The following is an 18,788-nucleotide window of genomic DNA, read 5'->3' on the forward strand; positions in this document are numbered from 1 at the left end:
CCGGTACCCCTCGTACCGGGGGCGGTGCCCTGGACGTTCACGTATGGGGCCGCGCGTCCCGGCGATGTCCGGGCGGCCGTGGACCGCCTTCACTGGGCGGCATGACACAGACCACCAGCAGGAGCAGCCGACTCGTCCTGGGCGCGGCCACCGTCGCCACGGGCCTGATCGCGGGGGCCTTCTACGTCTTCGCGTGCGCCGTGATGCCGGCCCTGTCCCGCAGCGACGACCGCGTCTACGTCCAGGTGATGCGGGACATCAACGAGGTCATCCAGAACCCGGTGTTCTTCCTCAGCTTCCTGGGCGCACCCCTGCTCACGGCAGTGGCGGCGTGGCAGGCGCGGGGCGGGGCGGGACGCCGGTGGGTATGGGCGGCCTGCACGGCATCCGCCCTGGCCTTCCTGGTCACCGTCGCCTTCAACATCCCCCTCAACGACGCCCTCACGAGGAACGACTCCTACGGCACACTCCGCGAGGAGTTCGAGGACCCGTGGGTGGCGTGGAACGCGGTGCGGGCGGGGTTGCTGACGGTGGCGCTGGGACTGCTGGTGAAGGCCACCGGCCGGGCCGGTGCCGAACCTGCCGTCGACTGACTAGGCGTCCGCGTACTTCGCGTCGGCCGCCGGGTCCAGGGCCAGGCGGTAGCCGCGCTTGACCACCGTCTGGATCAGCTTCGGCGCTCCCAGGGCCGTACGGAGGCGGGCCATCGCGGTCTCCACGGCGTGTTCGTCGCGGCCCGCGCCCGGCAGGGCCCGCAGGAGCTCCGCGCGGGAGACCACCCACCCGGGCCGCCGGGACAGCGCCCGCAGCAACGACATCCCCGCGGGCGGCACGGGTCGCAGCCCCCCGTCGACCAGCACCGCGTGCCCCCGGATCTCCACCCGGTGGCCGGCGATGGGCAGCGAACGGGCCCGCGCGGGCAGCTCCTGGCACAGCAACTGCACGAGCGGTCCGAGCCGGAAACGCTCGGGCTGGACCGTGTCCACCCCCCGCGCCTGAAGGGGCAGCGCGGTCACCGGGCCGACACACGCGGGCAGCACGTCGTGGCTGAGCGCGGCGAGCAGTTCGGGCAAGAGACCGCGGTCCTCGGCACGCGACAACAGGGACGCGGCCGCGGGCGCGCTCGTGAAGGTCACCGCGTCCAGCCCCCGCGAGACGGCGGCGTCCAGCAGTCGGTCCAGCGGCCCGATGTCCTCCGGGGGCATCCACCGGTACACCGGCACCCCCACCACTTCCGCTCCCCCGGCCCGGAGCGCCTCCACGAACCCGGGCAGGGGTTCCCCGTGCAGCTGGATGGCGACGCGGCGGCCCTCGACGCCCTCCTCCAGGAGCCGGTCGAGCACCTCGGCCATGGACTCGGACGACGGCGACCAGTCCTCGGTCAGCCCGGCGGCCCGTATCGACCCCTTGACCTTGGGCCCGCGAGCGAGCAGCTCCACGCCCCGCAGCCGGTCGAGGAGCGCCTCGCCGAGCCCCCACCCGTCGGCGGCCTCGACCCACCCCCGGAACCCGATGGCGGTGGTGGCCACCACCACGTCCGGCGCCTGGTCGATGAGGTGCTTCGTCGCCGCCAGCAGTTCGCTGTCGTCGGCGAGGGGCACGATCCGCAGGGCGGGCGCGTGCAGTACGGCGGCCCCGCGGCGCTGGAGCAGCGCACCGAGTTCGTCTGCCCGGCGCGCGGCCGTGACGCCCACGGTGAACCCCGCCAGGGGGCCGTGCTGCTCTGTTGCCTGCTGTTGCTCGTACATGGCTCTCGTCCCGCACTCGAGTCGTAGTACATGGGCGTACTCGGTCGTTCCTACATGCCGACCGAGCCTGTCAACGGCTCGTGACAGGCTCGGTTCCGGTTCATGTCGCTGGTGTTACGTCACACCTCGGCGTAGCTGAGCTGCGGCTTCGCTTCTGTGGCGGTCGACGCCTGGCCCTGGGGGGCCGTGCGGCGAAGGTATACAGCCCAGGTCACTCCGAAGCAGAGGGCGTAGTAGACGAGGAAGCTGACGAAGGCGCCGGTGCCGGAGCCGTTGCTGAGGAAGGACTGCCGGAAGGCGAGGTTGATCCCCACGCCACCGAGCGCGCCCACCGCGCCGATGAGGCCCATGGAGGCGCCGGAGAGGCGCCGGCCGTAGAGCACGGCCTCCTCGCCCTCGAGGCCCTTGGCGAGGGCCTTGTTCTGGAAGATGCCCGGGATCATCTTGAAGGTCGACCCGTTGCCGAGCCCGCTGAGGACGAAGAGCACCACGAAGACGGAGACGAACAGCGGCAGCGACTTCTCCATGCTGGCGACGATCAGGACGCCGGTCGCGGCGGCCATGGCGACGTAGTTGTAGAGGGTGATCTTCGCGCCGCCGTACTTGTCGGCGAGCCAGCCGCCGAGGGGGCGGATGAGGGAGCCGAGCAGGGGGCCGATGAAGGTGAGGTAGGCGGCCTGGAGCGGCGTGCGGCCGAACTGGACCTGGAGGACCTGTCCGAAGGCGAAGGCGTACCCGATGAAGGAGCCGAAGGTGCCGATGTAGAGGAAGGACATGATCCAGGTGTGGCCGTCACGGGCGGCGTCCTTGGCGGCGCCGGTGTCGTTCTTCACGGACGAGAGGTTGTCCATGTAGAGCGCGGCGAGGGCGGCGGCGACGAGGATGAGCGGGATGTAGATGCCGAGCAGCACCCGCGGCCCACCGCTGGCCCCGATGACGGCGAGGGCGATCAGCTGGATGACGGGGACGCCGATGTTGCCGCCGCCGGCGTTCAGGCCGAGGGCCCACCCCTTCTTCTTGAGCGGGAAGAAGGCGTTGATGTTGGTCATGGAGGAGGCGAAGTTGCCGCCGCCGATGCCGGCCAGCAGGCCGATCCACAGGAAGGTGTCGAAGGACGTCCCCGGCTTCATCACCGCGAAGGCGGCGATCGTCGGGATGAGGAGCAGGCTGGCCGAGATGATCGTCCAGTTGCGCCCGCCGAAGACGGCGACGGCGAAGGTGTAGGGGACGCGGACGACGGCGCCGACGAGAGTGACCATCGAGGTCAGCAGGAACTTGTCGGCGGGGGTCAGCCCGTACTCCGGGCCCATGAAGAGCACCAGCACGGACCACATGGTCCAGATCGAGAACCCGATGTGCTCGGAGAGCACGGAGAAGAGAAGGTTCCGCCGGGCGACCTTCTCACCGCTCTCCTTCCAGAAGGTCTCGTCCTCCGGATCCCACTGCTCGATCCAGCGTCCGCCCCTGTTCTGGGGTGCGGGGGCTGTACTAGGGGCTGTCATGACGCCTCCACGGTGCGACGGGGCTCAGGTCCTGCTACGAGTGACTGGTCCCGAAGGTAGGGAGGACGCGTTTCCTGCCTGTGTTTCGCCGGGTGACCGGAAAGGAACGTTGCTCTCACCCCGGGGACGGGCGGGATGAGAGGTCGTGGGCACTTTGTGTTACGAAACCCTCTGCGTCAGTGTTCAGGGTGCTGGGAGCCGTCGTGTTCCTCGTCGTACTCCTCGAGCATCCGCAACCCGAGATCGGACTCCCAGTCCAGGGCCCATCGCCGCAGCTCGGAGATGTCCTCGGGCCCGAGCCCGCACGCGGCGAACTCCTCATCACCGACCCATACGACACTCTCGAGCCGCTCCCGCAGCTCGGCCGGGTCGCACTCACCCAGCTGCTCGAGCTCGATCACGGAGTAGTACTGGCAGGCCGCGTGGACGTCGATCACGTCGCGGGGGAGACCGCGGTCGAGGAGGGCGCGCATGACCAGGGAGACAGTGGCCTGACTGCCCTCTGTACCGAGCGGGACGTCGTCCAAGCTCTCAGCGCTCCCCACTCACCCAGGACCTCGCCCCTCACCCCTCAAAGAGGTACACCAGACAGAGCCCGTCCCGCGCCGCCGTCTCGAAGAGGCGGGTGAGCTCGCCCACCAGCTCGGCGACCTCGTCCGCATAGCCGTGCGGGACTCGCCCGCCTGCGATCGTCGCGGCCGGCACGTCGGCGATCCCGCCCGTCAGGGCTTCGATGCCGACCGCGGCGAGGAGAATCCATGGCCCCGCACCACCTCGTCGACCGACAGGAGCGTGCACACGGTACCGACGCCGTCGTCCCCGAGGACGTCCCCGCCGAAGGCAGCGAGGCTCGCGAGCTCACCCGCGCCCGCACGCAGCAGCAACTCCTCGACGACCCCCGCTTCCTCCCCCAAGTCGCAGTGGCCGTACGGGGACGCGGCGCCCGCCTCCAGTTCGTGGAGGCGGGCGACGACATGGTCGAACCCCGCGACGGTTTCCGCAGCGGCCAGGGGAAAGACAGACATGTTCATCGTCCGACGCATCCTGCCAGTGCTGCGAGCGCCGTCAGGCCGCGCGCTCCCGCTTCGCCCCGTTCGGCCACACCCGAGGCCGCCGCTTAGCCGCCAGGTCCTCGATCCAGCCGAACGCCAGGATCGCCAGCCCGATCAGCGGCCAGACCAGGAAGAACATCCACACCGTGTCCGTCGCGTCCAGTGCCGCCACCGCGCGGTCGCTCTGCATGAAGGGCAGGCGGTAGGCCAGGTCGATGAGCGGGACCGTGGCCATGATGAGCATGTTGTGCCAGAGGTAGATGGTGACGGCCCGGTTGTTGGAGAGGGTCACCAGCTTGTCCCAGCGGGCCAGACGGCCGGGGAGTTCCTGCCACGACGGGGAGTACTGGAGCAGGATCACCACGAAACCGAAGGACCAGGCCGCCTGGGCCAGCGGGATGTCGTTCAGGTCCCAGCCCTCGGGGCCGAGGTGGCCGGACGCCCACCACAGGCCGAACGCCATCACCAGCACCGAGCCGGACACGGCGAGATAGCGCGGGACCTTCGCCAGCACTCCCTCGTGGTGCGCGAAACCGAGCACCCAGCAGCTGCCGTAGACCGCGAAGTCGGTGACCGCGTTGCCGAGTTCGCCGGGGATCGACACGACGCCCGTGCCCACGACCGCCGTCAGCGCCAGCGGAGCGAGCAGCGTCGCCCACGGCACCCTGCGGAACGCCCACAGCAGCAGCGGTGAGGCGAGAACGAACCACAGGTATGCGCGGAGGTACCAGAGCGGGCCCACCGCCTGGTCCGCCCACGTGCTCTCCAGCAGGTCCTTCGGGAAGCCGACCTCCCAGGGGTACGGCGGCGCCCCGATCGGGATGACGTAGTTGACCAGCTCCAGCAGGCCCCAGGTGCCGCTGTGGTCCGGGTCCTCCGAGAGCCTCCAGCCGCCCACGAACATCAACGGCAGCACCACCGCGCTGAACGCCCACAGCGGGGGCAGCAGTCGGCGGATCCGGCCCCTGATCACGCTCAGGGCCGGGCGGTTCAGCGAGCGCGCCATCAGCGAGCCCGCCAGCGCGAACATCACGCCCATCGACGGGAACAGCACGGTCAGCCACGCCCAGCCGAAGAGGTGGTACAGGACCACCCGGACCAGGGCGAGCGAGCGGAGGAGGTCGAGGTAGCGGTCCCGGCCGGGTGCCTTCGGGGGCGCGGCCGCCTCCCGCTGACCGGCCGCGTAATCCTGCGTCATCCCACCGGCCTCCGCTCGTCGCTCTCACTGCGCGCCCGCTGCCTCGGCACCGGTCCGCCCGGCGCCTCCACGACCCCCGTGCGGCGCAGCTTCTGCCAGCGCAGCCGGCCGCCGGTGAGCGCCGTGATCCAGGACTGGAGCAGCACGACGTACATGAGCTGGCGGTACAGGATCTGCTGCAACGGCAGCGAGATCAGGTGGGTCATGCGTTCCCGGTCGAGGCGGAACGCGTAGGCGGCGCAGACCAGTTGGATCGCGAGGACGCCCAGCCAGGCCACGATCGTCTTCTGGGTCGGGCCGAAGACGACGCCGTAGAGCAGGAACACGTCGATCAGGGGGGCCAGCAAGGGGGCCACGACCATGAACAGCGAGACCAGCGGGAGACCCACGCGGCCGAAGCGGCCCGACGGACCCCGCTCGACCAGCGCGCGCCGGTGCTTCCAGATCGCCTGCATGGTGCCGTACGACCACCGGTAGCGCTGCGACCAGAGCTGCTGGACCGACTCCGGTGCCTCCGTCCAGGCGCGCGCCTTCTCGGCGTAGACCACGCGCCAGCCGTCCCGGTGCATGGCCATGGTGATGTCGGTGTCCTCGGCGAGCGTGTCGTCGCTCATGCCGCCGACGCGTTCCAGGGCGGACCGGCGGAAGGCCCCCACCGCGCCCGGGATCGTGGGCATGCAGCGGAGGATGTCGTACATGCGGCGGTCGAGGTTGAAGCCCATCACGTACTCGATGTGCTGCCAGGCGCCGATGAGGGAGTCCCGGTTGCCGACCTTGGCGTTGCCGGCGACGGCTCCCACGCGCGGGTCGCCGAAGGGCTGGACCAGTTCGCGGACCGTGGACGGTTCGAAGACGGTGTCGCCGTCCATCATCACGACGATGTCGTACCGGGCGTTCGCCAGACCGCGGTTGAGGGCGGCGGGCTTGCCCGCGTTGAGCTGGCGGACCACCCGGACGTTGGGCAGGCCCATCGCCTCGACGATGCGGGCGGTGCCGTCGCTGGAACCGTCGTCGATGACGAGCACCTCGATGGGGTGCTCGCTCGCCATCAGGGAACGGACGGTGTTCTCGATGCACTTGGCCTCGTTGTACGCCGGGACCAGCACCGAGACCGGCTCCACCACCGGCTCCCCCCAGCGGAAGTCCTTGCGGCGCACCCTGCGCGCGTGCACGCCCGAGAGCAGCAGCATCAGCACGAAGCGGCCGATGACCAGGGAGCCGATGATCGCGAGCCCGACGACGAGGACGTCGGTGATGTGCTCGGAGGCCTGGACCAGGAAGATCCACGCCTTGCCCTTCCACAGCTCGGGCCCGGCGACCGTGGTGTGCGCGCTGGGCGCGTCGAGGGCCTCGGTGAGGTTGTCGAACTCGTAGCCCTTGTCCGCCATGTCCGGCAGGAACCGGTCGAGGGCCTGGACGGTCTGGTGGCGGTCGCCGCCGGAGTCGTGCATCAGGACGATCGCGCCCTTGCCGTCCTTCGGCGTGGCGTTGCTGATGATCTTGCGGACGCCGGGCTTCTGCCAGTCCTCGCTGTCGGTGTTGTTGACGACGGTGATGTAGCCGCGGGTGCCGATGTACTCGGTGACCGGCCAGGACTTGTTGTCCATGGCGTCGGCGAAGGAGGAGTACGGCGGGCGGAAGAGCGAGGTGCGGATCCCGGCCGCGCCGGCGAGGGCGAGCTGGTTCTGGGAGAGCTCCCAGTCGATGCGCTTCTTCGACTGGAAGGACAGGTCGGGGTGGTTGAAGGTGTGCAGGCCGACCTCGTGGCCCTCGTCGACCATGCGCTTGACCAGGTCCGGGTAGCGGGAGCTCATGGTGCCGGTGACGAAGAAGACCGCGTGCGCGTGGTGCTTCTTCAGGACGTCCAGGACCCTGGGGGTCCAGGTCGGGTCGGGGCCGTCGTCGAAGGTGAGGACGATCCGGCGGTCCGGCATCTTCAGGCTGGTGGCCTTGCCGCTGCGGGTGTCGATCACCGGGCCGCCGTCGATGATCTTCTCCGGCACCTTGTCGGAGGAGGCCTCGGGCTGGATGCGGTGGTCGGCGAGGATCTCGCTGTGGACGTACCCGCGCAGCATCAGCATCGCCATCAGGGCGACGAGCACGAGCACGGGCAGCAGCAGGCGCATGGGCAGGCGGCGACGCCTGGAGCCGTCGGGGGCTCCAGGCGCGGCCCCCGGGCGGCGGGTGCGGGATGCCATCAGAGGATGTACTCCGGAAACGGGGAGGAGAGCGGGGTGCCGGACGGCACGGGGACCCGAGCGCCGGAAGCCTCCGACACGACGGCCACGGAGGCGATCGGACCGACGGCGACCACGGAGGCGGCCGGACCGACACGGACCCCGGACACAGCCCCCGGGCAGCGGGTGCGGGATGCCATCAGAGGATGTTCCCCGGGGACGGGGAGGAGAGCGGGGCGTCGGAGGGGGCCGGGGCGGAGGGGCCGGGTGCCGAGGTCTGGGACGTCTCCGACGCGACGGGCACGGGGGCGGCCGGACCGTCGGCGACCGTGCCGGGGCCGGCGCTGTCGCCGCCCGTGGTCTGGGTCGGGGCGACCGAGGGGTCGGGGGTGGGGCTCGCGGGCGGGGTGACCGTGGGGCTGGCCGGCGGAGTGACCGACGGCGTCGGCTGGGTCGACGGGTCGGCGCTGACCGACGGGTTGCCGCCCGGCCGCGTGGCCGGTGCCGACGGATCCGCGGACGCTCCCGGCCTGCCGGGGCTCACGGTGGCGCCGGGCGCGGTGCCGCTGACGCCGGGGGCCGGGGTGGCCCCGCCGCTCACCGTCGGGGTGGTCCCCGGGAGCACTCCGACCGGTACGGACGGGTCCGCCGACTCCTCCGGCACCGGGCTGGTGTCGACCTTCCCGGCCGGGGCGTCGTCCTTCGGGCCGGTCACGGGGAGCCAGGGCGCGTTGGAGTTGCCGGACAGCAGGGTGACGACGATGACGACGGCGTAGACCGCGCAGGCCAGGCCCACGGCCATGCCGATCCGGCGGAAGCGGCGGCTACGGCGGCCCGACTCGTCGACGAACACCGGCCCGTCGGAGCCCTCGGAGCCACTGTCGCCGCCGGGACCCCCGGCCTCGATACGGCCCTCGCCGTTCAGGCTGACCGCGTCGAGCTGGACGGTCACCTCGTGCGGGTCATGGGTGTGGCTGCCGGCGCTGTCGGACTCGTCCCACGGGTCCCGCACGACGGGCTTGCGCCCGGCGGACGGCTCGGCACGCACACCGGGCTTGGAGTCGAAGAGCGACCCAGGACGTACACCGGGCGCCTGCGGACACGCGGCCGGCATCGAACCGGACGGCTCCGGACGTACGGCGGGCTGGGGACCCGGCGGCACCGACAGGCCCCGGATCCGGTCCGCCGCTCTCGGCGCCCCCGGGAAGTCCGGCTCGGCACCGGCGTCGAAACCGTGGTCGGCACCCGCGTCGAAACCCGACTTGGCACCGGCGTCACGGACACGGCTTCTCGCCGCTCCGGTTTCCTCGGTCGACCGGACGTCACCGGTCTCCGGGAACGCCTGGGTGGACCCCTTCGTCAGCGGTATGTCCTGGGTCCCTGATGCAGCCTCGGGCCATTCCGGTTGGGCGTCTTCTCGCCACTTTTTCACGCGCACGCACATCCCCCCACGGGACCGTTCCGGGTGCGCATACGCCTTGAGCACAAGTCGGCCGAACCAGGCCCCCACCCGGTCCGAGCGCCCCCCTTATCACAACGTGCTCAGGCCACGAATGTAGCGCACGCGGAGGTCTTGTGTTTGCCGCGTGTCAATCGCGGGGGTGCATATCGTGCACATCGGTGGCTGGAATCCATCCATCGGCGGGCCGCCGAAGCCAGCCACGTTCGACGGACAATTCGATTGCGGCCCGCCGGAGGACGTCGAACGCCGGGTGCACCAACCCCTTGCGCCACACCAACGACACCGGCGACAGCGGCACCGGGTCGACCAGCGGACGCAGCACCGTGGCAGGCATGGCCGGAAAATCCACGACGGCCAGAATCGGGTTCCGGGTCTTCGCCATGATCCGCTGGAACTCCTCCTCGCCGACCGCCAGCGGGACCGGCGGCGCGATCGCGATGCCCCGGTCTTCGAACAGCCGACGAGCGAGATCGGTCCATTCCGGAGTGCGCGGATTCCCCGCCCCGGCGTACACCGTCTCGCCCTCCAGCGCGGCGAGCGGGACCCGCTCCAGGCCGGCCAGCCGGTGGTCCTCGGGCAGGACGACCGCCATGGGCTCGTAGCGCACGGGCTGGTGGTCGAGGCCCGCCCGCAGCGCCGGGTCCAGGCCGGTGAACCGGCCGAAGGAGGCGTCCAGGCGGCCGGCCAGCAGCTCCCCCGCCGCACCCGTCAGGCCGCTCTCGTAGCGGGCCATCAGCTCCAGGTCGGGGGCGAGTTCGCGGGCTCTGAGCAGCACACTCCGGGCGGTGGCCTGGTCGGGGAAGTTCAGGTCCACCAGCAGGGGGCGGGCCTGCGCGAAGGCGGCGAGCAGTGCGTCCTGGGCGTCCAGGGCGCGGCGGGCGTACGGCACCAGTCGTTCGCCGTCGCCGGTCAGGGTGACCTGCCGGGTGGTGCGCACGAACAGCTCCGCGCCGAGCTCGCGCTCCAGCCGCCGTACGTCACGACTGAGCGCCTGCTGGGCGACGTAGAGCCGGGCCGCGGCCCGCGTGAAGTGGAGCTCGTCGGCGACGGCGAGGAAGGCACGCAGGAGACGCGGATCGAGGTGGTGGGGGTCGGGGACCGGGCGGGGCGCGGGCATCCGGCGAACTTACAACACAGGTGCGTGAATCGGTGCGGAGAAGGTGTTGGACCCCTTGATCGCCCGCGCGCCACGGTGGAGGCATGCCGCGACCGAGCCGACCGATGCCCACGCCCAGGCCCACGCCCACACCCACCCTGACCGCCGACGCGCTCGTCATCGTCGACTTCAGCCCCCGGGGCCGTGCCTCCCGCACCCCCGGCCCCTACCGCCGTCTTCTCGCCACCCCCGGCGCCCGCGCCTTCACCATCGGGAATCTCCTGGCCCGCGTCCCCATGGGCATGTTCAGCGTCAGCGCGGTCGTCATGATCGCCGGGACGCGTGGGTCGTACGCCCTTGCCGGCGCCGTCACCGCGGCCGGTCTCGGCGCCACCGCGGTCGTCGCCCCGTGGACCGCACGGCTCGTCGACCGATACGGACAAGCCAAGATCGCCGTACCGGCCACCCTGCTCGCCGCGCTGGGTTCGCTCGCGCTGCTGCTCTGCGTGCGCCTCGGGGCGCCGGCCTGGACGCTCTTCGTGTCGTACGCCGCCACCGCCACGACCCCCAACCTCGGCGGTATGTCCCGGGCCCGCTGGGCCCACCTCCTCGACGGCGACGAGACGGCGCTGCATGTCGCGAACTCCTTCGAGCAGGCCGTGGACGAGGCGTGCTTCATGCTGGGCCCGGTGCTCGCGGCCTTCCTGTGCACCACGTTCTTCCCGGAGGCGGGCACGCTGGTCGGGGTGGCGCTGCTGGTGACGGGCGCACTCCTGTTCGCCGCCCAGCGTGCGACGGAGCCGCCGGTCCGGGAGCGGTCCCCCTCGAAGGCCACCTCGAAGGCCACCTCGAACGCCCCCTTCCGCGCCCCCGGCATCCCGCCCCTCCTCGCCGTCTGTCTCGCCATGGGAGCCGTCTTCGGGTCCATGGAGGTCGTCACGCTCGCCTTCGCCGACGCGCAGGGGCACCGGTCCGCGGCCGGGGTCGTACTCGCGCTTCAGGCGGCCGGGTCGTGTGCGGCGGGGCTGGTCTACGGGGCGACCCGCAGGAGCGGCTCCGTCGAGGACCGCTACGTGTGGTGCATCACCGCCATGACCGCTCTGCTGACGCTCCCCCTGCTGGCCGCTGCCCTCACCGGCTCCCTGCTCGTCCTGGCCGCCGCGCTGCTGCTCGCGGGGATGGCGACCGCCCCGACGATGGTCACCGGGATGACCCTGGTCCAGCGGCGTACCCCGCCCGGCCGTCTCAACGAGGGCATGACCCTGGCGGTGACCGGACTGCTCGGCGGGATCGCCTGCGGAAGCGCGGCCGGCGGCTGGACGGTGGAGCACGTCTCGCCCGTGGCGGGCTACGGCGTCCCGGTCACGGCGGCCGCGGCCGCTCTGATGATCGCCCTCGCCGCCCACCGGGTCCCGGGCGCGTCCCGCCGGCGAACGGACCAGTCGTCGAATCGCTTCACCTGATCCTGCATAACCCATTGACGTCCTTCGAGGCCCCCACATACGTTCCTTCGTCGAAGCGCTTCGACAGGGGTCGTCGAATCGATTCGATATCGACGACCCCTGCGCGGCGCCCGGCCCGAAGCACCATCCGACTCCCCGGAGGTACGGGATGTTGACGGCACGACGGCGTGCGACGGCGACGGCGGTGATCCTGACCGGATCGCTGCTGCTGACCTCCTGCGGAGGCTCGGACAGCGGGTCCTCCGACGGGAAGACGCTCAGGCTCTGGCACTACGAGGGCCCGAGCAGCGCGATGGGCATCGCGTGGAAGGAGGCGATCAAGGAGTTCGAGGCCACGCACCCCGGTGTGAAGGTGAAGTTCGAGGAGAAGAGCTTCGACCAGATCCAGAAGACCGCCCCGATGGTCCTCAACTCCTCGGACGCGCCCGACATCATGGAGTACAACAAGGGCAACGCGACGGCCGGCCTGCTCTCCAAGCAGGGCCTGCTCACCGACCTCACCCAAGAGGCCACCAAGCGCGGCTGGGACAAGAAGCTCAGCCCCAGCGTCCGCACCACGAGCCTCTACGACACCGACGGCGTGATGGGCTCCGGCAAGTGGTTCGGCGTCCCGAACTACGCCGAGTACACGCTGGTCTACTACAACAAGGACCTCTTCAAGAAGTACGGCGTCGCCCAGCCGAAGACCTTCGCCGAACTCACCGCCGCCATGGACAAGTTCGTCGCGAAGGGGGTCACCCCGCTCGCCAACGGCGGCGCCGCCTACCCCGCCCAGCAGTACCTCTACCAGCTCGCCCTGACGAAGGCCGACCGCTCCTGGGTCGACGCCTACCAGCTCTACAAGGGCAGGACGGACTTCCACGACGCTGCCTGGACCTACGGTGCCGACACCTTCGCCGACTGGGTGAAGAAGGGCTACTTCGGCAAGAGTTCCAGCGGCCAGAACGACGAGGCCGCCGGTGTCGCCTTCACCTCCGGCAAGGCGCCGATCCTGTTCTCCGGCAGCTGGTGGTACGGCCGCTTCACGGCGGAGAGCACGTTCGACTGGGGCACCTTCCTGTGGCCCGACTCGAAGCTCACCCTGGGCTCCGGCGGCAACCTCTGGGTCGTACCGCAGGGGTCGAAGAACAAGGACCTCGCCTACGACTTCATCGACATCACCATGTCGAAGAAGATCCAGAACCTGCTCGGCAACTCCGGCGGTGTCCCGGTCGCGGCCGACGCCTCCGCCATCACCGACCCGCGGTCCAAGACCCTGATCGACGACTTCAACACCCTGTCGAAGAACGACGGCCTGGCCTTCTACCCGGACTGGCCGGTCCCCGGCTTCTACGACGTCCTCGTCTCCGGGACCCAGAAGCTGATCACCGGCAGCGAGAAGCCGGACGGCTACCTCAGCGATCTCCAGGAGGCCTACGACAAGGGCGCGCCGAAGCGATGACGGTGACCGTCGAACGCGGGACGCGGGTGGCCGGCAGGAGCACGGCGCAACGGCCCCCGCGCCGCCCCCGCGACTCCTACGCCCTCTTCCTCCTGCCGGGCGCCCTCGCCTTCCTCGCGGTCATCGTCCTGCCGTTCGTGATGAACACGTATGTGAGCTTCACGGACTGGCAGGGCGTGGGCTCGCCGACCTGGTCGGGGCTCGCCAACTACCGCGAGCTGTTGGACGACTCGGAGTTCTGGGCGTCCTTCCGGCACAGCCTCTTCATGGTCGTGGCGATGGCGGCGGTCCCCACGGCGCTCGGGCTGGTCCTCGCCGCCGCCCTGTTCGACTTCGTGGGCAAGCACTTCGGCACCCGGTTCGCCGCCGTCCTGCGCGCCTGCTTCTACCTCCCCCAGGTGCTGCCGATCGCGGTCGCCGGCATCGTCTGGAGCTGGATCCTCGCCCCCGACAACGGCTCCCTCAACGCTCTCCTGAAGGCGATCGGTCTCGGCTCCTGGCAGCAGGACTGGCTCGGCGACCCCGACCTCGCCCTCTACTCCGTCATGGGCGTGATGGTCTGGGTCCAGCTGGGCTTCCCGCTGGTCATCTTCATGGCGGGGCTGCAACGCGTCGACCCCCAGCTGTACGAGGCGGCCGAGCTGGACGGCGCCGGCTGGTGGCGCCGCTTCTGGCACATCACGCTGCCGCAGATCCGCCCCGAGATCTACGTCGTGCTGACCTGGTGCTCGATCGCCGCGCTCAAGGTGTTCGGCGCGGTGTACGTCCTGACCAAGGGCGGGCCCGGCGGCGCCACGAACGTACCCTCCTACTTCTCCTTCACCACGTTCTTCGAGAAGACGCAGGTCGGCTACGGCGCCGCGATCTCCACCGTGCTCACGGTGATCATCCTCGCGCTGTCCCTGATCGGTCTGAAGCTCCAGGAGAGGACGGACGCATGACCATCGCCCTGCGCCGCTACCCGGTGCTGATCGCCCTGTGCGTCGCGGCCCTGTTCATGATCGTGCCGTTCCTGATCGTCACGGTCAACGCGTTCAAGTCCCCCGCGGAGTACGCCCAGAACGGCCCCCTCAGCCTCCCCGACGGCCTCTACACGCAGGGGCTCAAGGACTTCTGGGAACGGGTCGACTTCGGTCAGAAGCTCGTCAACTCGGTGCTGATCAGCGGCTCGGTGGCGGTCCTGGCCGTGGTCCTGTCGGTCCTGAACGCCTACGCGATCGGCATCGGCCGCATCAAGGGCCGGACCTGGGTCCTCGCCTTCTTCGTGCTGGCGAACATGCTGCCGCAGGAGGCGCTGGTCTACCCCGTCTACTACCTGAGCAAGGAAGTCGGCCTCTACGACACGAGGTTGAGCGTGATCATCGTGTTCACGGTGATCCAGGCGGCCTTCGGCACCTACCTGCTCTCCGCGGTGCTCGGCCAGTTCCCCCGCGAGATCCTCGAAGCGGCCCGGATCGACGGCGCGAACACGTGGCAGGTGCTGTGGCGGATCGTGGTCCCCGTCAGCCGCCCCACGCTCGGCGTGCTGCTGGTCTTCTTCTTCATCTGGACCTGGAACGAGTTCCTGCTCCCCCTGGTCATGCTGATCTCCAACGACAACCAGACGGTCTCCGTGGCCCTCGGCGTCCTCCAGGGCCAGCGCCTGATGGACGCCACGATGACCAACGCGGCCGCCCTGCTCGGGGTCCTCCCCGCGATCGTGTTCTTCCTCGTCTTCCAGCGAACCCTCACCCGCGGTATCGCCGTGGGTGCCGTGAAGTAAGGACCCCCCACCGATGAAGTTCACCGACGGCTACTGGCTGCTGCGCGAGGGCGTCACCGCGGACCATCCGGCCGTGGTCCACGAGGTCGTCGCCTCCGACGGCGGGCTCGAGATCCACGCGCCGTCCCAGCCCATCCGCCACCGCGGCGACCTGTTGAAGGGACCGGTCGTGACGATCAGCGCCCACGCCCCGATGCCCGACGTCATCGGCATCACCTTCACCCACTTCGAGGGCGAGCAGCCGGACCGCCCCGAGTTCGAGCTCAGGAAAGAGGAGTTCACCCCCCACTCGGGGTCCGACGAGGACTCCGCGACCCTGACCTCCGGCACGCTCTCGGTCCGGTTCGCCCGCACCGGACCCTGGCAGGTCGACTTCCTGGCCGACGGCCGCGTCCTCACCAGCAGCGGTACCAAGAACATGGGCATCCTGCGGGACGCGAGCGGGGCGCACTACCTGCGCGAGCAGCTCAACCTGACCGTCGGCACCTCGGTGTACGGCCTCGGCGAGCGCTTCGGGCCGCTGGTGAAGAACGGCCAGGTCGTCGACATCTGGAACGCCGACGGCGGCACGGCCACCGAACAGGCCTACAAGAACGTCCCGTTCTACCTCACGGACGCGGGCTACGGCGTCTTCGTGGACCACCCGGGCAAGGTCTCCTTCGAGGTCGGCTCGGAGGCGGTCTCCCGGGTGCAGTTCAGCGCGGAGACCCAGGAGCTGACGTACTACGTCATCCACGGCCCCTCCCCCAAGGAGATCATCCGCAAGTACACGGCCCTCACCGGCCGTCCGGCCCTGCCGCCCGCCTGGTCCTTCGGCCTGTGGCTGTCGACGTCCTTCACGACGTCGTACGACGAGGAGACCGTGACCTCCTTCATCGACGGCATGAAGGACCGCGAACTTCCCCTGTCCGTCTTCCACTTCGACTGCTTCTGGATGCGCGAGTTCAACTGGTGCGACTTCCAGTGGGACCCGCGGGTCTTCCCCGACCCGGAGGGCATGCTGGCCCGGCTGCACGCGCGGGGCCTGAGGGTGTCGGTGTGGATCAACCCGTACATCGCCCAGAGATCGCCGCTGTTCGCGGAGGGCAAGGCGCTCGGCCACCTCCTGAAGCGGCCCGACGGCAGTGTCTGGCAGTGGGACCTGTGGCAACCCGGCATGGCCCTGGTCGACTTCACCAGCCCGGCCGCCCGCGACTGGTACGCCTCCAAGCTGGAGGCGCTGCTCGCGCAGGGCGTGGACTGCTTCAAGACCGACTTCGGCGAGCGGGTGCCGCTGGACGTGGAATGGTCCGACGGCTCCGACCCCGAGCGGATGCACAACTACTACACCTACCTCTACAACCGGACCGTCTTCGACGTGCTGCGCAAGCACCGCGGCGAACAGGAGGCGGTGGTCTTCGCCCGCTCGGCGACCGCGGGCAGCCAGCAGTTCCCGGTGCACTGGGGCGGCGACTGCGAGGCCACGTACGAGTCGATGGCGGAGTCCCTGCGCGGCGGCCTGTCCCTCGGGCTGTCCGGCTTCGGCTTCTGGAGCCACGACATCGGCGGCTTCGAGGGCACCCCGAGCCCGGCGCTCTTCAAACGCTGGCTGGCCTTCGGCCTGCTGTCCTCCCACAGCCGGCTGCACGGCAGCTCGTCGTACCGCGTCCCGTGGCTCTTCGACGAGGAGTCCGTGGACGTCCTGCGCCACTTCACCCGCCTCAAGCTGAGCCTGATGCCCTACCTGTACGAGGCCGCGCGCACCGCCCATGCCGAGGGCGTGCCGGTGATGCGGGCGATGCTCCTGGAGTTCCCGGACGACCCCGGGTGCGCGCATCTGGAGCGGCAGTACATGCTGGGCCCGGATCTCCTGGTGGCACCGGTGTTCACCGACTCCGGGGAGGTCTCGTACTACGTCCCCGAGGGCACCTGGACCCACTTCGTGACCGGCGAGACGGTGACCGGGCCCCGCTGGGTGCGCGAGCGGCACGACTTCATGAGCGTGCCGCTGCTGGTCAGGCCCGGCGCGGTGATCCCGGTCGGCGCGGTGGACGACCGCCCCGACTACGACCACGCCGACGGGGTGACCCTGCGGGCGTACGGTCTCGCGCGGGGGGAGCAGGTCACGGTACGGGCCGGCGAGGTCGCCTTCACCGTCGTACGGGAAGGGGACACGCTGCGGGCGTCCTGCGGTGACCCGTCGGCGCCCTGGGGCCTGGCGGCCGGGGACCGGGTGGTGCGGGCGCAGGCCGGCACCGGTTTCCTCTCGCTGGAGCTGGGCTGATGGTGAAGATCACGGATGTGGCGCGGCGGGCCGGGGTCTCCCCCAGCACCGTCTCCTACGCCCTCAGCGGCAAGCGGCCGATCTCGGAGGAGACCCGGCAGCGGGTCGAGGACGCCATCCGCGAGCTGGGTTACCGCCCGCACGCGGGCGCCCGCGCCCTGGCCGGCCGCCGGTCGAACGTCCTGGCGCTGGTGGTGCCCCTGCGCACCGGCATCCACGTCCCGACGGTGATGCAGTTCGCGGTGTCGGTGGTGACCACGGCCCGGCGCCACGACCACGACGTGCTGCTGCTGACGCAGGAGGAGGGCGAGGAGGGTCTGCACCGGGTCGCGGACACGGCGCTGGTCGACGGGCTGGTCATGATGGACGTCCAACTCGACGATCCCCGGCTGCCGTTGCTGCGGGCACTGGACCTGCCGTCGGTGCTGATCGGCGTCCCGGCCGTCGCGGACGGCCTGACCTGCGTGGACCTCGACTTCCAGGCGGCGGGCGAGGCGTGCGTGGAGCACCTGGCCCGCCTGGGCCACCGCTCGGTGGCCCTGATCGGCTCCCCGCCCGAGGTGTACGTCCGCGGGACGGCGTACGCCGGGCGGGTGGTCCAGGGCTTCACGGCCGCCGCCGACCGCGCCGGGATGTCCTCGACGGTGCTGCCCTGCGAGCCGGACGCGGCCCGCGAGGTCGCCGAACAACTCCTGCGCGAACAGCCCGCGTTGACGGGCGTGGTCGTCCACAACGAACCCCTGCTGGAGCCCTTGGTCGACGCCTTCGCCCACCTGGGCCTCCGCGTCCCCACCGACCTCTCGATCACCGCGATCTGCCCCGACGAACTGGCCGAGTCGACCCACGTCCCCATCACCTCGGTCACCCTCCCCACAGCGGAGCTGGGCACCCGAGCGGTGGAACTCCTGATCAGGAAACTGGACGGGGCGCCGGTACCGGAGTCGACCTTGTTACCACCGCGGATGACGGAGCGGGCCAGCACGGGGCGACGGACGGTGCCCTGACGCGACCGCTACGGCTCCTCGACCAGGAACTTGACGCTCTCCACTACGAACTCGCCGTAGTGGAGAGCCGATCCGAGCGCCTCCATCCGCTGGTACCGGGCCGCGGAGAGCGTGCCGTCAGGGGCGTACACCATGGCCCTCAGCAGCACCCGCAAGGCCAGGTCCGGGGTGCAGCGGCGAGCACACTCGACGAGCGCGCGGCGCACTTCGGCGGCCAGGAACTCCACCTGTTCGATCTCGGCGACGACCGCGTCCCGCTGGGCGAGGCCGTCCTCGATGTCCGCTCCGGCCAGCGGACGCACGTCCGCCTTCCCGGACAGCCGAGCCGCGCACAGGTCGACGACCGTCCGCGTCCACCCGGAACCCGTGATCCGTTCGAAGCTCGGGATGTACTGCGTCCCGGCCGTCCACAGCACCTCCAGCGTCTCCGAGGGAAGGTGGTCGAGAAGGACCTGGGCATCACGCCGGACCGCCAGGACCTCCTCGTCGCTCTCCTCCCCCAGGTGCTTCGCGACGACGTCGGCGGCTGTGGGCTCCTCGTAGATCCAGTCCTGGTGGAAGAAGCCCATCACCCATGGGACACCGAACTCGAACTCGGTGAAGCGCTGCACTGTGCGTCG

At 70.5% G+C, this 18,788-nt stretch carries 18 protein-coding genes; 7 read left to right on the top strand and 11 right to left on the bottom strand.

All coding sequences use genetic code 11. The features are described from left to right. Window positions 1-101 precede the first annotated feature (101 nt). Window positions 102-593, top strand: a complete 492-nt coding sequence (locus AC2XR2_RS16940) for an anthrone oxygenase family protein (protein WP_491515484.1) — start codon at window positions 102-104, stop codon at window positions 591-593. Here AC2XR2_RS16940 and AC2XR2_RS16945 read toward each other — a convergent pair whose 3' ends face one another. The 10 genes from AC2XR2_RS16945 to AC2XR2_RS16990 form a co-directional block, all read right to left on the bottom strand. Next, window positions 594-1,748, bottom strand: a complete 1,155-nt coding sequence (locus AC2XR2_RS16945) for a uroporphyrinogen-III synthase (RefSeq protein WP_381308698.1) — start codon at window positions 1,746-1,748, stop codon at window positions 594-596. Window positions 1,749-1,867: 119 nt separating this feature from the next. Beyond that, the gene (locus tag AC2XR2_RS16950) at window positions 1,868-3,250 is read right to left on the bottom strand and encodes a nitrate/nitrite transporter (RefSeq protein ID WP_491515485.1); all 1,383 of its coding nucleotides are present in this window, start codon (window positions 3,248-3,250) and stop codon (window positions 1,868-1,870) included. 176 nt (window positions 3,251-3,426) lie between these two features. Beyond that, a complete protein-coding gene (locus AC2XR2_RS16955; protein ID WP_491515486.1) occupies window positions 3,427-3,777 on the bottom strand; it encodes a hypothetical protein in 351 nt (116 codons plus the stop codon). A 37-nt stretch (window positions 3,778-3,814) separates the two neighbouring features. After that, window positions 3,815-3,955 (bottom strand): hypothetical protein, encoded by a 141-nt coding sequence (locus tag AC2XR2_RS16960; RefSeq protein ID WP_491515487.1) that lies wholly within the window; start codon window positions 3,953-3,955, stop codon window positions 3,815-3,817. Between the two features lie 17 nt (window positions 3,956-3,972). Next, a complete protein-coding gene (locus AC2XR2_RS16965; RefSeq protein WP_491515488.1) occupies window positions 3,973-4,275 on the bottom strand; it encodes a hypothetical protein in 303 nt (100 codons plus the stop codon). A gap of 40 nt (window positions 4,276-4,315) precedes the next feature. Then, window positions 4,316-5,500, bottom strand: a complete 1,185-nt coding sequence (locus AC2XR2_RS16970) for an acyltransferase family protein (RefSeq protein WP_449349583.1) — start codon at window positions 5,498-5,500, stop codon at window positions 4,316-4,318. Next, window positions 5,497-7,698: a bifunctional polysaccharide deacetylase/glycosyltransferase family 2 protein gene (locus AC2XR2_RS16975; RefSeq protein WP_491515489.1), complete on the bottom strand. Its 2,202-nt coding sequence runs from the start codon at window positions 7,696-7,698 to the stop codon at window positions 5,497-5,499. Before AC2XR2_RS16975 ends, AC2XR2_RS16970 begins: the two co-directional genes overlap by 4 nt. Continuing rightward, window positions 7,698-7,877 carry a hypothetical protein gene (locus tag AC2XR2_RS16980; protein ID WP_491515490.1) on the bottom strand — a complete coding sequence of 60 codons (180 nt, stop codon included), beginning with the start codon at window positions 7,875-7,877 and terminating at the stop codon, window positions 7,698-7,700. Before AC2XR2_RS16980 ends, AC2XR2_RS16975 begins: the two co-directional genes overlap by 1 nt. Then, window positions 7,877-9,109 (bottom strand): hypothetical protein, encoded by a 1,233-nt coding sequence (locus AC2XR2_RS16985; RefSeq protein ID WP_491515491.1) that lies wholly within the window; start codon window positions 9,107-9,109, stop codon window positions 7,877-7,879. The genes AC2XR2_RS16980 and AC2XR2_RS16985 overlap by 1 nt, the downstream gene beginning before the upstream one ends. Window positions 9,110-9,266: 157 nt before the next feature. Further along, the gene (locus AC2XR2_RS16990) at window positions 9,267-10,256 is read right to left on the bottom strand and encodes a LysR family transcriptional regulator (RefSeq protein WP_491515492.1); all 990 of its coding nucleotides are present in this window, start codon (window positions 10,254-10,256) and stop codon (window positions 9,267-9,269) included. Between the two features lie 104 nt (window positions 10,257-10,360). Between AC2XR2_RS16990 and AC2XR2_RS16995 the strand changes: the two genes are divergently transcribed. From AC2XR2_RS16995 to AC2XR2_RS17020, 6 genes are all read left to right on the top strand, one after another. Next, window positions 10,361-11,698 (top strand): MFS transporter, encoded by a 1,338-nt coding sequence (locus AC2XR2_RS16995; protein WP_491515493.1) that lies wholly within the window; start codon window positions 10,361-10,363, stop codon window positions 11,696-11,698. Between the two features lie 148 nt (window positions 11,699-11,846). After that, window positions 11,847-13,139, top strand: coding sequence for an ABC transporter substrate-binding protein (locus tag AC2XR2_RS17000; protein WP_491515494.1), 1,293 nt, complete (start codon window positions 11,847-11,849; stop codon window positions 13,137-13,139). Further along, on the top strand, window positions 13,136-14,080 hold the full coding sequence (locus tag AC2XR2_RS17005) for a carbohydrate ABC transporter permease (protein WP_491515495.1): 945 nt from the start codon (window positions 13,136-13,138) through the stop codon (window positions 14,078-14,080). The genes AC2XR2_RS17000 and AC2XR2_RS17005 overlap by 4 nt, the downstream gene beginning before the upstream one ends. Further along, entirely contained in the window at window positions 14,077-14,901 is an 825-nt protein-coding gene (locus tag AC2XR2_RS17010) for a carbohydrate ABC transporter permease (protein WP_491515496.1), read from the top strand. The genes AC2XR2_RS17005 and AC2XR2_RS17010 overlap by 4 nt, the downstream gene beginning before the upstream one ends. Window positions 14,902-14,914: 13 nt before the next feature. Further along, window positions 14,915-17,164 (top strand): alpha-xylosidase, encoded by a 2,250-nt coding sequence (gene yicI / locus AC2XR2_RS17015; RefSeq protein ID WP_381303560.1) that lies wholly within the window; start codon window positions 14,915-14,917, stop codon window positions 17,162-17,164. After that, window positions 17,164-18,168 carry a LacI family DNA-binding transcriptional regulator gene (locus AC2XR2_RS17020; protein WP_491515497.1) on the top strand — a complete coding sequence of 335 codons (1,005 nt, stop codon included), beginning with the start codon at window positions 17,164-17,166 and terminating at the stop codon, window positions 18,166-18,168. The genes yicI and AC2XR2_RS17020 overlap by 1 nt, the downstream gene beginning before the upstream one ends. A gap of 8 nt (window positions 18,169-18,176) precedes the next feature. Here AC2XR2_RS17020 and AC2XR2_RS17025 read toward each other — a convergent pair whose 3' ends face one another. Continuing rightward, on the bottom strand, window positions 18,177-18,779 hold the full coding sequence (locus AC2XR2_RS17025) for a contact-dependent growth inhibition system immunity protein (RefSeq protein ID WP_491515498.1): 603 nt from the start codon (window positions 18,777-18,779) through the stop codon (window positions 18,177-18,179). Window positions 18,780-18,788: the final 9 nt, after the last annotated feature.

It is taken from the genome of Streptomyces sp. LS-MS-L19 (genome assembly GCF_058382285.1).

What these genes read in the sequence shown, in the direction of transcription:
- AC2XR2_RS16995 (WP_491515493.1), top strand. Translation starts at nt 10,361, where the DNA reads ATGCCCACGCCCAGGCCCACGCCCACACCCACCCTGACCGCCGACGCG.
- AC2XR2_RS17020 (WP_491515497.1), top strand. Translation starts at nt 17,164, where the DNA reads ATGGTGAAGATCACGGATGTGGCGCGGCGGGCCGGGGTCTCCCCCAGC.
- AC2XR2_RS17000 (WP_491515494.1), top strand. Translation starts at nt 11,847, where the DNA reads ATGTTGACGGCACGACGGCGTGCGACGGCGACGGCGGTGATCCTGACC.
- AC2XR2_RS16950 (WP_491515485.1), bottom strand. Translation starts at nt 3,250, where the DNA reads ATGACAGCCCCTAGTACAGCCCCCGCACCCCAGAACAGGGGCGGACGC.
- AC2XR2_RS16965 (WP_491515488.1), bottom strand. Translation starts at nt 4,275, where the DNA reads ATGTCTGTCTTTCCCCTGGCCGCTGCGGAAACCGTCGCGGGGTTCGAC.
- AC2XR2_RS16975 (WP_491515489.1), bottom strand. Translation starts at nt 7,698, where the DNA reads ATGGCATCCCGCACCCGCCGCCCGGGGGCCGCGCCTGGAGCCCCCGAC.
- AC2XR2_RS16970 (WP_449349583.1), bottom strand. Translation starts at nt 5,500, where the DNA reads ATGACGCAGGATTACGCGGCCGGTCAGCGGGAGGCGGCCGCGCCCCCG.
- AC2XR2_RS17010 (WP_491515496.1), top strand. Translation starts at nt 14,077, where the DNA reads ATGACCATCGCCCTGCGCCGCTACCCGGTGCTGATCGCCCTGTGCGTC.
- AC2XR2_RS16945 (WP_381308698.1), bottom strand. Translation starts at nt 1,748, where the DNA reads ATGTACGAGCAACAGCAGGCAACAGAGCAGCACGGCCCCCTGGCGGGG.
- AC2XR2_RS16940 (WP_491515484.1), top strand. Translation starts at nt 102, where the DNA reads ATGACACAGACCACCAGCAGGAGCAGCCGACTCGTCCTGGGCGCGGCC.
- AC2XR2_RS16990 (WP_491515492.1), bottom strand. Translation starts at nt 10,256, where the DNA reads ATGCCCGCGCCCCGCCCGGTCCCCGACCCCCACCACCTCGATCCGCGT.
- AC2XR2_RS16980 (WP_491515490.1), bottom strand. Translation starts at nt 7,877, where the DNA reads ATGGCATCCCGCACCCGCTGCCCGGGGGCTGTGTCCGGGGTCCGTGTC.
- yicI (WP_381303560.1), top strand. Translation starts at nt 14,915, where the DNA reads ATGAAGTTCACCGACGGCTACTGGCTGCTGCGCGAGGGCGTCACCGCG.
- AC2XR2_RS17005 (WP_491515495.1), top strand. Translation starts at nt 13,136, where the DNA reads ATGACGGTGACCGTCGAACGCGGGACGCGGGTGGCCGGCAGGAGCACG.